The sequence below is a fragment of the Corallococcus silvisoli genome (assembly GCF_009909145.1).
Lineage (GTDB): Bacteria > Myxococcota > Myxococcia > Myxococcales > Myxococcaceae > Corallococcus > Corallococcus silvisoli.
Genome location: NZ_JAAAPJ010000013.1, coordinates 216,309 through 229,044, shown reverse-complemented (window position 1 = coordinate 229,044; position 12,736 = coordinate 216,309). Strand labels below are relative to the sequence as shown.

At 70.2% G+C, this 12,736-nt stretch carries 12 protein-coding genes; 4 read left to right on the top strand and 8 right to left on the bottom strand.

The window, feature by feature from the left end; all coding sequences use genetic code 11:
* Positions 1-2: 2 nt before the first annotated feature.
* Positions 3-1,478, top strand: a complete 1,476-nt coding sequence (locus tag GTY96_RS25725) for a putative metal-binding motif-containing protein (protein ID WP_161666104.1) — start codon at positions 3-5, stop codon at positions 1,476-1,478.
* Here GTY96_RS25725 and GTY96_RS25720 read toward each other — a convergent pair.
* The 3 genes from GTY96_RS25720 to GTY96_RS25710 are packed head-to-tail and all read right to left on the bottom strand — an operon-like array spanning position 1,463 to position 4,798.
* Positions 1,463-1,870, bottom strand: coding sequence for a helix-turn-helix transcriptional regulator (locus tag GTY96_RS25720; RefSeq protein WP_235685852.1), 408 nt, complete (start codon positions 1,868-1,870; stop codon positions 1,463-1,465). The two genes, GTY96_RS25725 and GTY96_RS25720, sit on opposite strands and share 16 nt — an antisense overlap.
* Positions 1,867-3,312, bottom strand: a complete 1,446-nt coding sequence (locus GTY96_RS25715; protein ID WP_143905550.1) for a sigma-54-dependent transcriptional regulator — start codon at positions 3,310-3,312, stop codon at positions 1,867-1,869. Before GTY96_RS25715 ends, GTY96_RS25720 begins: the two co-directional genes overlap by 4 nt.
* Entirely contained in the window at positions 3,302-4,798 is a 1,497-nt protein-coding gene (locus tag GTY96_RS25710; RefSeq protein WP_143905548.1) for a HAMP domain-containing sensor histidine kinase, read from the bottom strand. The genes GTY96_RS25715 and GTY96_RS25710 overlap by 11 nt, the downstream gene beginning before the upstream one ends.
* A 172-nt stretch (positions 4,799-4,970) precedes the next feature.
* Between GTY96_RS25710 and GTY96_RS25705 the strand changes: the two genes are divergently transcribed.
* Positions 4,971-6,728, top strand: coding sequence for a SulP family inorganic anion transporter (locus GTY96_RS25705; RefSeq protein WP_161666103.1), 1,758 nt, complete (start codon positions 4,971-4,973; stop codon positions 6,726-6,728).
* A 72-nt stretch (positions 6,729-6,800) separates the two neighbouring features.
* Here GTY96_RS25705 and GTY96_RS25700 read toward each other — a convergent pair whose 3' ends face one another.
* On the bottom strand, positions 6,801-7,706 hold the full coding sequence (locus tag GTY96_RS25700; protein ID WP_143905544.1) for a bile acid:sodium symporter family protein: 906 nt from the start codon (positions 7,704-7,706) through the stop codon (positions 6,801-6,803).
* Positions 7,707-8,354: 648 nt separating this feature from the next.
* Between GTY96_RS25700 and GTY96_RS25695 the strand changes: the two genes are divergently transcribed.
* Positions 8,355-8,558 (top strand): hypothetical protein, encoded by a 204-nt coding sequence (locus GTY96_RS25695; protein WP_161666102.1) that lies wholly within the window; start codon positions 8,355-8,357, stop codon positions 8,556-8,558.
* A gap of 60 nt (positions 8,559-8,618) precedes the next feature.
* Here GTY96_RS25695 and GTY96_RS25690 read toward each other — a convergent pair whose 3' ends face one another.
* The 3 genes from GTY96_RS25690 to GTY96_RS25680 are packed head-to-tail and all read right to left on the bottom strand — an operon-like array spanning position 8,619 to position 10,722.
* Positions 8,619-9,698 (bottom strand): Gfo/Idh/MocA family protein, encoded by a 1,080-nt coding sequence (locus tag GTY96_RS25690; RefSeq protein WP_161666101.1) that lies wholly within the window; start codon positions 9,696-9,698, stop codon positions 8,619-8,621.
* Positions 9,695-10,141 carry a nuclear transport factor 2 family protein gene (locus GTY96_RS25685; RefSeq protein WP_161666100.1) on the bottom strand — a complete coding sequence of 149 codons (447 nt, stop codon included), beginning with the start codon at positions 10,139-10,141 and terminating at the stop codon, positions 9,695-9,697. Before GTY96_RS25685 ends, GTY96_RS25690 begins: the two co-directional genes overlap by 4 nt.
* Positions 10,138-10,722 carry an NADPH-dependent FMN reductase gene (locus GTY96_RS25680; protein WP_161666099.1) on the bottom strand — a complete coding sequence of 195 codons (585 nt, stop codon included), beginning with the start codon at positions 10,720-10,722 and terminating at the stop codon, positions 10,138-10,140. The genes GTY96_RS25685 and GTY96_RS25680 overlap by 4 nt, the downstream gene beginning before the upstream one ends.
* 85 nt (positions 10,723-10,807) lie before the next feature.
* Here GTY96_RS25680 and GTY96_RS25675 point away from each other — a divergent pair, with 85 nt between their 5' ends.
* A complete protein-coding gene (locus GTY96_RS25675; protein WP_161666098.1) occupies positions 10,808-11,728 on the top strand; it encodes an AraC family transcriptional regulator in 921 nt (306 codons plus the stop codon).
* A gap of 38 nt (positions 11,729-11,766) precedes the next feature.
* On the opposite strand, the gene GTY96_RS25670 is transcribed toward GTY96_RS25675, so the two are convergent.
* Positions 11,767-12,714 carry an alpha/beta hydrolase family protein gene (locus GTY96_RS25670; RefSeq protein ID WP_161666097.1) on the bottom strand — a complete coding sequence of 316 codons (948 nt, stop codon included), beginning with the start codon at positions 12,712-12,714 and terminating at the stop codon, positions 11,767-11,769.
* Positions 12,715-12,736: the final 22 nt, after the last annotated feature.

Sequence of the window (12,736 nt, the reverse complement as noted above, 5' to 3'; positions counted from 1 at the left end):
ACATGCAATGGGTCGTGAAGTCGTTGGGCAGCGTGTCGTTGTTGATGGCCCTGCTGCTCGTGGGCTGTGGTTCCAACACGAGCCCGTCGGGCCCCGGGCCGGATGCCGGCACGCAGGTGGATGCCGGGACGGATGCGGGCAGCACGGACGACGCCGGGACGCCCGACAGTGGCGTGGCGCAGGCCCTGCCCTGCGAGAAGACCCAGGGCGTCTGTGCCGGAGCCAGACGGGCCATGGTGGACGGCGCCTATGAGCCCGTATGCACCGCGCGCTCCTATGGCGCGGACTACGAGGCCACGGAGACGCGTTGCGACGGGCTGGACAACGATTGTGACGGGGTGGCGGATCCGGCCACCTGGGCGCAGGTGGATTCCCTGGGAACGCCGCCGTACGGAGGCCTCGTGGACAGCCTGCCCGTGTCTGGGGGCTTCCTGGTGGCATCCGTCGCGGGCTCGGACACGATCCAGGTGCGCCGTCTCGATGCGTCCCTGAAGCTGCAGGCCGTCATACAGGTGCCCGTCGCGCCCGGCCCCGCTCCGATCACCTCGGTCAGCCTGGTGCGGACCGCGCGTGGACCGGCGCTGGTCTACGTCGGGCGGTACGTGACCTCGGACGTCGTCTCGCAAGGTCGCCTCGTTCACCTGGATGAGCAGGGCAACCCCGTGGGCCCCGCGGGGGGCGTCGTCATCTTCCAACACTTCCAGGTCACGGTCTCCGCGCGGGTGGCCGCGAGCAGGGATGGGCAGCAGCTCGCGGTGGTCTGGAGCGCCACGAGCAATGCCAAGGAGGTGCTGGGGCGGGTCGTGGACCTGGACGGAGGCGTGGTGAGCGGTCCCTGGATCCTGTTCCTGACGAAGGAGGAGCAGGTCAGGCTCTCCACTCCGACCGTGATGGGGCTCGAGGATGGAGGGTTCCTGTTGATGGTGCTGGAAGACCATGGCGTCGACCAGCCGTCACGCATCCAGTTGATGCGCTACGACGGCAGCCTGTCGGCCGCGACCCAGTCGCGGGTGGTCGACGTGGGGTATTCGCCCACGGCCATGTTGCTGGGCGACGAGCCGTCGCTGCTCTATCGCGAGACGTCGGTTCGTCCTTCCCCGCTCAAGCAGGTCCGGGCCGTTCTCGAGGGGGGTGTTCCGGAAACGCTCGTGTCCACGACGGAGGGCGAGGTGCCGTGGTTCGGCGCCACGATGACCTCCAGGGGCCTCCAGATGGCTTGGCTCTCCGTGCGCGGCGTGTCCCCCCAGGGGGCGGACGACACGTTCTTCAACTGGGAGGGCCGGTTCTGGACTCGGGGGCCCAACGGCCTCGCGAAGGACCAGAGCCCGGGCCCCCAGTACATGGCCCTGCACCGCTATTCGCAGTGGGTGTTGATGCATGAGCTCCCCGGACACTGGATGGGGGCGCTCCTGATGACCGCTACCAACATGCCGACGGAAAGCTACAGCCTCCAGTCCGTGCGCTACTGCGCGCCCTGAGTCTGGAGGCTCGCGGCGGCCCAGGCCGCGGGCGTCGCCTCGCGGAAGGCCCGCGGGGAGCAGCCCAGCTCCCTGCGGAACGTGTGGATGAAGTTCGACAGGTCCCCGAACCCCACGTCGAACGCAATCTCCGTCACCGGCCTTCGCGTGTCGCGCAGCAGGGCCAGGGCGTGGAGCACCCGCGTCCGCAGCAGGAACTGGTGCGGTGTGAGCCCCGTCTCCCGCTGGTCCGCGGACTCCTTCTGGAGCTCCAGCACCTGGAGCTCACCGACCACCACGGCCCTGGGCATCAACCTGTCCTCGGGCCAGACGTCGTTCAAACTGAAGACGGAGCCCCAGCGCGGGGTCTGCGTGAGGACGCCGTAGCCACCGCGGCGAAGGGGCGGGCTCAACCCGTGGGCCCGCCCTCGGAGGGTCCCTTGAAGTCAGCGGCGGACAGTCCGTGCCGCTTGAGCAGGTCGTAGAAGTCGCTCCGGTTGCGCCCGGCCATTCGCGCCGCTGCACTGACACTGCCATTGCAGCGGCGCATGGCCTCCGCCAGGTAGGCGCGCTCGAAGGCATCGCGGGCTTCGCGCAGCGAGGGCAGGTCCTCCGTCCCGGCCGGAACCACCGGCAGCTGCGCGCTCCCGGCCGGGGGCCGCTCCAGCGCCTGCCCCAGGCGGGGCACATGCCGCGGCTGGAGCTCGTCCGCACCGGCCAGGAGCACCGCGGCCTCCATCTCGTGGATGAGCTCCCGGACGTTGCCCGGCCAGCCATAGCGCTGCATCAGCTCCACCGTCGCGGGCGACAGGCGCGGCGGACGCAGGCCGTAGCGGCTCGCCGTGCGCTCCAGGAAGAGTTGCGCGAGCAGGGGGATGTCCTCGAGCCGCTCGCGCAGGGGTGGCAGCTCGATGGGCACCACGTGCAGCCGGAAGTAGAGGTCCTGGCGGAAGCGCTTCGCGGCCACCTCTTCCGCGAGGTCCCGGTTGGTGGCGGCGACCACCCGCACGTCCACGGGCTCCTCCACGTCCGCGCCCACGCGCGTGAGCCGCTGCTCCTGTAGCACGCGCAGGAGCTTCACCTGCACGGACGGGGACGCCTCGCCGATTTCATCCAGGAACAGCGTGCCGCCGTTGGCCGCGCCAAACAGGCCTTCGCGCTCGCGCACGGCCCCGGAGAACGCGCCCTTCACGTGACCGAACAGCTCGCTCTCCAGCAGCTCTGGCGGAAGGGCGCCGCAGTTGACGGCGACGAAGCGCCCCGTGTTGCGGCGCGAGAGCACGTGGAGCATCCGCGCCGCCAGCTCCTTGCCGGTGCCACTCTCGCCGGTGAGCAGGACCGTGGCGTCGGTGGGGGCGATGCGGGCAATCACCTCGCGCACGCGCGAAATGGCCTCGCTGATGCCCAGCAGCAGGGGCTCGCCTTCCTCCCCCATGCGCCGCCGCAGCTCGGCCACCTCCTGGCGCAGCAGCGAACGCTCGAGCGCGTGCGTGAGCTTCTGCATGAGCTCGTGGTCGTGAAACGGCTTGGTCAGGAAGCCGTAGGCCCCCTCCTGCATGGCCTGCACCGCGGTTTCGATGGAGCCGTGCGCGGTGAGCATGATGACGGACAGCTCGGGCGCACGCTGCCGCACGGCCCGGAGCACATCCATGCCATCCATGTCCTCCAGACGCAGGTCGAGCACCATCGCGTCCACGCGCTCCTGCGAGAGCCTGCGCAGGGCGGCCTTGCCCTCGCCTTCCACGGTCACGCGGTAGCCGCGTGAAGTCATCCGCATGGACATCAGCTCCGCGAGCTGGAGGTCATCGTCCACCAGGAGCACATGGGGCTGCTGGACGGGGGGCTCAGGCGTCAAGGCGGCCTCCGGGGGACGCGGAGTCTTCAAGGGGAATCCAGAAGGTGAAGGTGGCGCCAGGCCCGGAAGTGTCCGCGAGCGACAGCTCACCGCCATGCGCGGCGACCATCTCACGCGCGATGGTCAGGCCCAGCCCCGTGCTGCGGCGCCCGCCGACCTCGAGGCTCGCGAAGGGCCGGAAGATCCACTCGCGCGCGTGCGCGGGCACGCCCGGGCCCTGGTCCGCGACGGACAGCTGGACCGCGGGAACGGCGCTGGCGGCGCCATGGCGCTTGCGGCTCACCAGCTCACACGTGATGCGCACCGTCTTGCCCGCGCTGGAGACCGCGATGGCGTTGCTCACCAGGTTGGACAGGGCGCGCTCGACCAGGGGGTCGTCGATGGGCGCACGCACGGGCTTCGAGGCGGGGTCGTACACCAGCTGGACCTTGCGCTCATCCGCTTCGAAGGCAAGGTCCCGGAGGACGTTCTGGACGATCTGGTCCACCGAGGCCCCGGCGTTGCGCTGCAGCGGCTGGCCGGACTGCACGCGCGACAGGTCCAACACGGAGGTCACCATGCGGATCTCCCGCTCGCACGCGGCCTGGGCGAGCTTCACCACGCGGGCCTGCTGCGGCGTCAGGGGGCCCGTGCTGCCATCGCCCAGGAGCGAGAGGGCCTCGCGCACCCGGGCCAGCGGCGTGCGCAGGTCGTGGGACACCGAAGCCACGAACGCGCTCTTGAGCTGATCCAGCTCCGCCAGGCGCCCACGCATGCGGTCCAGGTCCAACGAGAGCGCGCGCAGCTCCTCGGGGCCTCGCAGGGGGGGCAGCGGGCTGAAGTCCCCCTGGCCGATGCGGCGCGCATGCGTGGAGAGCAGCGCCACCGAGTTCGACACCGCGCGCGCCTGCGACAGGGCGAGCGCTCCCGCGGCGAGGATGCCCAGGAGGCCGAAGAGTCCGCCGGAACGCAGCGACGCCGAGCCGATGGCGCGCGCGTGGTCCTCCTTCGCCTGGATGGCCAGGCGCATGTCCCGCGTGCGCTCGGACCACACCGTGGTGAGGACCTCATCCAGGTGCAGCCGCCGCTCACGGAGGGGGAACGACAGCATCGACTCACAGGTGCCGGCCTGCTCCAGTTGCAGGGCGTACTGCACATAGTCCTGGGCGCTCGCGCGGAAGCCCGCGTCGAGTCGCTCCGAGCCGGCGCCGAGCGCGGTCTGGAGATCCTGGCGCGCGCTGGCGACAGCGCGGTGCACGGAGGCCGCGCTGCTGTCGTGCTGCTCGCAGGCCACCACGCCGCGCCGCACCGCCAGTTCGAGCGCCCAGGCCGCGACGTACACCCGCTGCTCCCGCTCGAAGGACGCGAGCTCCTCTTGGCCCACGCTCGCCACCACCTCGTGGGTGTGCATGAGGCCCACGGCCATCTGTGAGAACGCGGCCAACAGCAGCGCGGTGACCACGGCGTAGGACAACAGGAGCCGGGCACGCAGTCGAAGCACCAACATGGCGCGCAATCTAACCCGCGCCCGTGCGCACGGCCCGTCCCTTCGCACGGCCGTCTGTCGGTCCCAACAGTGTTGGTCGGAGCCGACAGGGCGCTGCTGGTGTGGACCGACAGCGGGGGCACGCCTCCCTCTGACACGGCCCCTGGCACGACACCTGAAAGGCGTGTCGTCCATGCGTTCGACGACCGCTCTCTCCAAGCGACCCTTCTCGACCCGCCGTGCGGGCGAGCTCCTCCAAAGCTGGCGCGAGATGGTGCAGCCCAGCAGCCTGCCAGCCGACGCGGCCGCCGGCCTGAGCGTGGCGTGCGTGGCCCTTCCCCTCAATGTCGCGCTCGCCACCGCGGCGGGACTGCCCGCGAGCGTGGGGCTCGTCTCCGGCGTGGTGGCCGGCGTCGTGGGCGGGCTGCTCAGTGGCAGCCGCTTCCAGGTCACCGGCCCGGAGGCGGCGCTGCTGCCCATGGCCGCGGCCATCGTGGCGGCGCATGGGGCCGCGGGCCTCGCCATCGCCACGGTGCTCGCGGGCGCCATGCAGGTGGCGTTGGGGCTCGTGCGCGCCGGCCGGTTCGCGCGGCTCATTCCCCGGCCAGTGGTGATGGGCTTCACGGTGGGCATCGGGCTTCTGCTGCTCAACACGCAGCTGCCGCGGCTGTTCGCGGTGGAGGACACGCATGCGAACGCCGTGGCGCTCGTGCTGCGGCGCACCTGGGGCGACCACGTGGGGTGGCTCGGGGTCGCGGCCGGAGCCCTCACGGCGCTGGCCATGGTGGGGCTGCCCCGGCTCCACAAGCGCATCCCCGCGGTCCTCGTGGGGCTGACGCTCGGCACCGTGCTCATGGTCACGCTCGGGGTGGGCTACGACGCGGTGGGCGCCCTGCCGCGGTCGCTGCCCATGCCGACGCTGCCGTCCTTCGAGGGCGTGCACCTCGCGTCGCTCCTGCCGGCGGCGTTCGGCCTCGCGTTGCTCGCGTCGCTGGGCTCGCTGCTCGCGACCAGCTCGCTGGACACGCTCACGGGGGCGCGCACCCAGAGTGACCTGGACCAGGACCTGATGGCGCAAGGCCTGGCCAACATGACCGCCGGACTCGTGGGTGGCTTCCCGGTGATGGGCGCCATCGTGCGCGCCAGCGCTTCCATTCAAGCGGGTGCGCGCACCCGCGCTGCTTCCGTCCTGCACGCACTGTGGCTCTTCGTGGCCATGGCGCTGCTCGCGTCCCTGGTGGCGCGAATCCCCATTGCCGCACTCACCGCCATCCTGCTGGTGGTGGGGGTGCGCCTGCTCAATCTGGAGGGCCTTGTCGCCATGTGGAATCAATCCAAGTCGACGTTGAGCGTGGTGCTCGTCACCGCGCTGGGTATCGCGGTGTTCAACGTGTTCGCCGGGATCGGGGCCGGGCTCGCGCTGGCGAGCATCCTCTACGTGCGGCGCCATGGCGCCCTGCGGCTGGAGGTGCAGCGGGTGACGGATGCGTCGCAGCTGCAGCGCAACCTGCACACGCAGGCCCCCGAAACGCCCAACACCCCCGAAGCGCTGGACCTCATGGTCGCGCGCGTGGACGGGCCCATCCTGTTCATCAACCACCTGAAGCTCTACGACCTCGTGGACGGCCCGCCCTGGGCGAAGCTCGTGGTCGTCGACCTGTCGCGGGTGTCGCTCGTGGACGCCGCCGGTGTGGCGACGCTCCAGTACCTGGCGGAGTTCCTCGCCGTGCGCAGCGCGCACCTGGCCCTGGTAAAGGTGCCGCCCCATCTGGAGGCCGCGCTCGAGCCGATCGCGAAGCACCTGCTCGAAGGGCGGATGCACGGCTCGATGGAGGGGGCGCTCCTGGGCGCAGGCCTCATGCAGCCCGCGCCCATGGAGCCTGTCGCCGCGCACGCGCACCCCGTGCCCCTGGAGCGTGTCGCCGGCCCCGCGCCCTCCGCGCATCCGTGAAGCGCATATCCGCGGCCGTGGCGGATCGAGCCCCCCGAGGCCCCCGGGGGCTCCCGCGCCGGCCCACCTGCTTCACGGAGCCCTGCGCGGTTGGAGGTCCTCCGCGGTCGCGCTTGGGGCCTGCCTCCGGGCGACCACGGCGCCGAAGACTCCGGCGGTGAAGAACATGATGACGCTGTAGATGGCCGCGGGAATGGCCATCACGCCGTCATTGAGCAACCGGGGGCTGGACGCGATGGCGATGGCGAGCGTGCCGTTGTGGATGCCCACCTCCATCGCGATCGCCACCGCCTGCTTGCGCTCGACGCGCAGCAGGCTGGGCACCACGAAGCCCACCGCCATGCTGGCCAGGTTGAAGGCCAGCGCCGCGAGCCCCACGCTCTGGAAGTACGTGACCAACTGGTCCCGCTCCTTGAGCGTCGCCGCGAGCACCACGAGCACCAGGAACAGCGCCGAGATGATGCGCACCGGCCGGTCCAGGCCATCCGCGAGCGCCGGCCGCTTCGCGCGCACGAACATTCCCAGCGAGATGGGCACCAGGACGATGCCGAACACCTGGACGATCTTCGCGAACTGCAACGGAATGGCGCGCTCCTCCCCCATGAAGTGCGCCAGGGAGAAGTTCACGATGAGCGGCAGCGTGAGCAGCGACAGCACGCTGTTGACCGCCGTCAGGCTGACGTTCAGCGCGACATCGCCCTTGGCCAGGTGACTGAAGAGGTTCGCGGTCGCGCCGCCCGGCGTGGCGGAGAGCAGCATCAACCCCACGGCGAGCTGGGGTGGTAGCCCGAAGCCGGTCGCGATGGCGTAACAGACCCCAGGCATGAGCAGCGTCTGACAGCCCAGGCCCACCAGCGCCGCGCGCGGATACAAAGCAACGCGGCGGAAGTCCGCGAGGGTGAGGCTCAGCCCGAGGCCGAGCATGATGACGCCCAACGCAATCGGCAGGAACACTTCGGTGATGGCACTGCTCTGCATGGCGGGCCCCTGGCGAAAGCACACACTCTGCCAGAAAGCCCCGCTTCGCAGGAGCCAGCCGCTTCTGCGCCTCATCGACCGCTCATCCTCTGGCTGCGACTCCAATGCCAGACGGAGGCAGCAAGGCGAAAGTATAGGACGGAGAGGAGCCCTGTTAAGGGCGGCGGGCTGGTGAAGAGGGGCCAGGAAGGGCCGCAGGAGGGTGCCCCGCGGGCTGTGCTCGGGGCCGGAGCAGAGGCAGTGCCGCGGCTCGGGGCACAGGCCGGCCCAAGCGGTCGAGCCAGACGGCAGGCGGCAGGGGCGTGGGCTTCCGGGGCACTGTGGGGGCTTGGGGGAACACCACGCGCACTGGGGTGGACCTTGTGCCGGGGCCAACTTCGCAGGCCTCGAGGGCAATGCCAGGTGCTCCAGAATGGCGCGCCCCCCACCGGGGGCCGTCAGGTATGCCCGCACCCTCCTGCGGCCTCCACACTTCACGCAGGCGAACACGTCGAAGTCGAACGTCCCCCTCGGCAACTCGGCCCCGTCCACTCGCGGCGTTCTCTGCTTCATCCGCTCCGTTCTGGCCGCTGCCTCCTTTCCCGCTCTCGCCTCCTCCTCACCTGCTTGGGGGAACTGGGCGCGCATCCACGGCAGCTCCGCTCCCTGGTGCTCGGCCAGGGCCTCCGGCTGACGCTCTGGGGCGTGGGTGCGGGAGTGGTGGCGGCGGTTGGCCGCACCCGGCTGATGGCCAGCCTCCTGTACGGCGTGGAAGCCGCGGGGGTGTTGTCCGTCTGTTCACGACTGGCGTGCTGGGTGCCCGAGCTGCGCGCCAGCCGCGTCATGCCCTCCCGCTGCCTCAACTCGGACTGACGCTGGCGAAGTCATTGCGTTGAGGGGGCGCGGGCGTGACGCGGCTTCGTGGAGTTGGGCTCAGCGCTCCGGCCACTCGATCCGGCGGCCCGTCGTCGACGATTCGACGAAGGCCTCGAGCATGCGGCGAAAGCGCGCAGCGTCATCGAAGGTGGGCACGAGCGGGCTCTCGGCGGCGAAGCCGGCGTAGAGGTGCGCGGTCTGGAAGGCGTCGTCGGACAGCTCGCCGCGCGCGGGCCACGCTGGATCGGCCGGCACCTCGATGGGCGTGAGCGGCTGGCCGTCGCCGCGCGCGCCCACGAGCGCGAGGTCAGGGCCGAGCGCGAGATCTCCCTCAGTGCCGGTGAACGTCCACGCGATGTTGGCGCCGTTGCGCTTGCCAGACTCGATGCGCACGGAGAACACGGCGCCCGAGCGCAGCGTCCCCGCGACCTCGATCTGATCAGGAGCCGTGACGGGAATCTTCTCGCCCGTCTCCTCGAGGGTGGCCTCCGAGAACTGGCGCGCGACGAGCGCCTGGAAGCTTGCGGGCTCTCCTACGACGGAGAGCGCGGTGTCGAGGAAGTGGGCGGTCATCGTGTGGAGCGCGTTGGCGCCGTTCTGGAGGTCCGCGGTGTAGGCCCACGAAGCGGGGCGCCGCGCGCCGAGCAGTGGCACGGAGCCAATCACGTTCACCGAGCGGAGCTGGCCAAGGTATCCCTCGTCGATGAGCTTCTTGACGTGGCGAACGCCTGGCGCGAGGCGGCGCTGAAGCCCCGCGACGGTGCGGACGCCGGCCTCTCGGGCGAGCACGGCGAACTCACCCGTGTCCGCCGAGGTGGCGCCGACGGGCCACTCGCAGAAGACATGCTTCCTGGCCGCGAGCGCTGCCCGGACGAGCGGCGCATGGGAGGGGGCGCGCACCGACACGACGACGAGCTCGACCTCGGGGTCTTCGATGAGCGGTTCGGGGCGACCGAACGCGCGCGGAACGCAGAACTTCTTCGCGGTCTCGTTCGCGCTCTCCGTGCGGGTGGTGCTCACGGCGACCACGCGAAACGCCGGCAGCGTCGCGAGCGCCGGTAGGTGGGCGAGCGTCGCCCATGTGTATCCGGGGCTCGCGCCAATGATGCCTACGCCGATTGGCTTGTTCGTACTCATGGAGACTCCCAGGTGTCGAAGAACTGTCCTGTCAGCGGTGGGGCATCGGCGTAGCGCGGGCGGAAGACGCGGTGCGTGAAGCGCCACACCCCGCCGTCCTTGCGGAGCGTGTCGAAGTACGTCCCCGCGACGCGCATCGAGCCTCCGCCCTTGAAGCGACCCAACTCCTGCATGGATGTCCGCGCGCTGGCGTGTGTCGCGTCCGTGAGGTCGACGACGATTGGCGAGCACGTCTGGACGAGGAACTCGAGCTTCCCGACGCTCTCGGCCACGCCGGCGGCGATGTTCGTAGCCCCCTCGATGCGGTGCTCGAAGGGGGGCGCGACCTCCCAGACACCCTCGGAGGCGAAGAGGGCCTCGATGACCGCGAAGTCACGGTGGTTCACGGCGTCGTGGAACCGCTCGATGACCTCTCGCACGCAGAGCGCTTCGAGGCGATTCATGGTGCGCGCGCCCTCCCGGCCTTGAGGGTCTCGGCCCACCAGACCAACTCATCGAGCGCAGGTGTCAGCGCGGCGGCGGTGTCGGGGGAGTCCGCGAGCGTCTTCCCTTCGCGGACGAGGCCGAGGAGCTCGCTCTTTCCAATGTGCACGGTGAACCGGAGCGTCGCGACCTGGAGCTCGGCGAGGATGTTCCGCAGGTGCTCCACCGCACGGACGCCGCCCACTGCCCCGTAGCCGATGAACGTGGCTGGCTTGCGCCGGAGCTCGGGGTACAGGTAGTCGAGCGCGTTCTTCAGCACGCCCGTGATGCTGTGGTTGTACTCCGCCGTCACGAAGACGTAGCCGTCGAAGGCGGAAATGGTCTCGCTCCATCGCTTCGCGGCGGGCGTGTCGATGGGCGAGCGGGCCGGAGCAACCTTCGCCTCGAAGAACGGGAGCGGGTGGTCGCGCAGGTCGACGAGCTCGAATGTGGCGTCGTTGCGTCTCCGGGCAAGCTCCAGGGCCCAGCGCCCGATGTCTTCTCCCAGCCGCCCTTCGCGTGTGGTGCTGAGGATGAGCCCGATCTTGAGCTTGTCTGCCATGCGAGAGAGATACTTGCTCCGCGCTGGACGTGTACCGTGCTTTCGTCCATGGTTTTTGTCCAATCGTCTTGCGCGAGGGCTGCCTGTGGATGTCCTGACCGAAGTGCTCCGCGAAGGGATGAGCCGGACCGCCATCTATGGTCGCCTTGAGCTGTCCGCGCCGTGGGGGCTCCGCGTGGACGGTACGCGGCGCCTTTCGTTCTATGCCGTGGCGCGTGGCGCGGCGGTCCTCGAGGTCCGTGGGAAGAAGATCCAGCTTGGCGCAGGCGATCTCGTCTTCCTCCAGAAGGGGCTCGCTCACACCCTGAAAGACCACGCTCGCTCGCGTGCGGCGAGCGTCAACGCGGTCTACGCGCAACGAGGAGGGCGCTGCGGCGGCGTCATCCAGTACGGGGGCGGCGGCGCTCCGGTGACGATCATCTCGGGTGGCTTCGAGTTCGACACGACGGCGCTCAACCCGCTCGTCGCGCACCTCCCGGAGGTGATTCACGTCCCGGGTGACATGGGCGACGTCGTGCGATGGCTCGAGTCGACGCTGCATCTCATGGCATTCGAGATGCACACGGAGGAGCCCGGATACGAGTTGGTCGCGAGCCGCATCGCTGACGTGCTCTTCGTCCATGCGCTGCGCTCCCACGTGAACAACAACCCATGTCAGGTTGGGTGGCTCCGCGCGATCGGCGATGCTCGGCTTGGCGCCGCCTTTCGGTGCATGCACGAGGCGCCCGCGGAGCCGTGGACGGTCGAGAAGCTCGCGCGCACCGCGTCGATGTCGCGCGCGGCCTTCGCGGCGCGCTTCACCGAGTTGCTCGGGCTCACGCCGCTCGCGTACCTCACGCGCTGGCGCATGCACCGCGCCGCGGAGCTGCTCGCGGTCGAGACGTCCAACATCAGCGCCATTGCCGCCAGCGTCGGGTACGAAACGGAGAGCGCATTCTCCAAGGTGTTCAAGCGGCACTTTGGCGAGACGCCCGGCGCGTATCGCCGACGACTTCGGAGCGCGTAGGCGCGGCCCTCGTGCTTAACGGGACTCGCGGTGGAGCTTCAGCCCTCTGCTTGGCGGGACGTCAGGTGCCCTTCGGCGTTCGCCTCGCCTGCAAGCGTCGCCACCAGCGTCTCCCAGTCGCCGGCGGCGGGAACAAGGGCGCCGCGGAGGAAGGCGGTGGTGGCCCATTGGATCAGCGCGACGCGGGCGGGCCTCTCATCGGTCGTCTCGGAAACCTCATGCCCCGAGATGCCGCCCAGCATGTGTTCGCCCCCGTGCAGCGTCAGGAGCGCCCGCCCGCCCGGGCTGAGCCTGAAGGGATCCTCGAACCAGTCCGGGCCGCGGACGGTCAGGGGGGATTGGTCGGCATCGCCTGCTACGACCAGCGTGGGTGTCACCAACTGCTCGAAGGCCATGTCGAGCCAGGGCGTGTATTGCCGCGCGAAGTCGCTGAGGTCCGCGCCCCCGCGCCCGCCCGAGGCCAGCAGCACCCCCGCCTTCACGCGTGGATCACGCATGTCCTCGCCGGCGCCGTGCCCCTGCATCCGCCCTCCGAGCAGCATGCTGACCGTCTGACCGCCGAAGGAATGGCCAGCCGCGGCCACCCGCTCATGAGAGACCCGGCCATCCAGCCAGGGCCGCGCCCTGGTCAGCGAGGGCAGATGATCGAGGATGCGCGTCATGTCCTCGACGCGGATGCGCCAGATGAAGGGCCTGCGCGGATCCTCGGGCGAAAGAGCCAGCCGCCGCGCGTCGAGGTGGGTCGGCTGGATGACGACAAAGCCATGAGCCGCCCAATGGTCGGCGAGCGGTGCATAGGCATCCATCGATGCGCCATGGCCATGCGAGAAGAGCACGACGGGAAGGTTCTCCCCGGTCGCGGGCGCGGAGACACGCAACTGCAGGTCTTCACCCCGCGAGGGGGCAGGGAGCCGCAGCGCCCGGATCGACAGGACCGGGTTCGAGGTACTCATGTTCGCGTCGCGCGTCTGGGTTCTATCGTTCATCGGCGTCCCCTGGTTTTGACTT

What these genes read in the sequence shown, in the direction of transcription:
- GTY96_RS25700 (WP_143905544.1), bottom strand. Translation starts at nt 7,706, where the DNA reads ATGCAGAGCAGTGCCATCACCGAAGTGTTCCTGCCGATTGCGTTGGGC.
- GTY96_RS25685 (WP_161666100.1), bottom strand. Translation starts at nt 10,141, where the DNA reads ATGAATCGCCTCGAAGCGCTCTGCGTGCGAGAGGTCATCGAGCGGTTC.
- GTY96_RS25725 (WP_161666104.1), top strand. Translation starts at nt 3, where the DNA reads ATGCAATGGGTCGTGAAGTCGTTGGGCAGCGTGTCGTTGTTGATGGCC.
- GTY96_RS25670 (WP_161666097.1), bottom strand. Translation starts at nt 12,714, where the DNA reads ATGAACGATAGAACCCAGACGCGCGACGCGAACATGAGTACCTCGAAC.
- GTY96_RS25705 (WP_161666103.1), top strand. Translation starts at nt 4,971, where the DNA reads ATGCGTTCGACGACCGCTCTCTCCAAGCGACCCTTCTCGACCCGCCGT.
- GTY96_RS25690 (WP_161666101.1), bottom strand. Translation starts at nt 9,698, where the DNA reads ATGAGTACGAACAAGCCAATCGGCGTAGGCATCATTGGCGCGAGCCCC.
- GTY96_RS25680 (WP_161666099.1), bottom strand. Translation starts at nt 10,722, where the DNA reads ATGGCAGACAAGCTCAAGATCGGGCTCATCCTCAGCACCACACGCGAA.
- GTY96_RS25710 (WP_143905548.1), bottom strand. Translation starts at nt 4,798, where the DNA reads ATGTTGGTGCTTCGACTGCGTGCCCGGCTCCTGTTGTCCTACGCCGTG.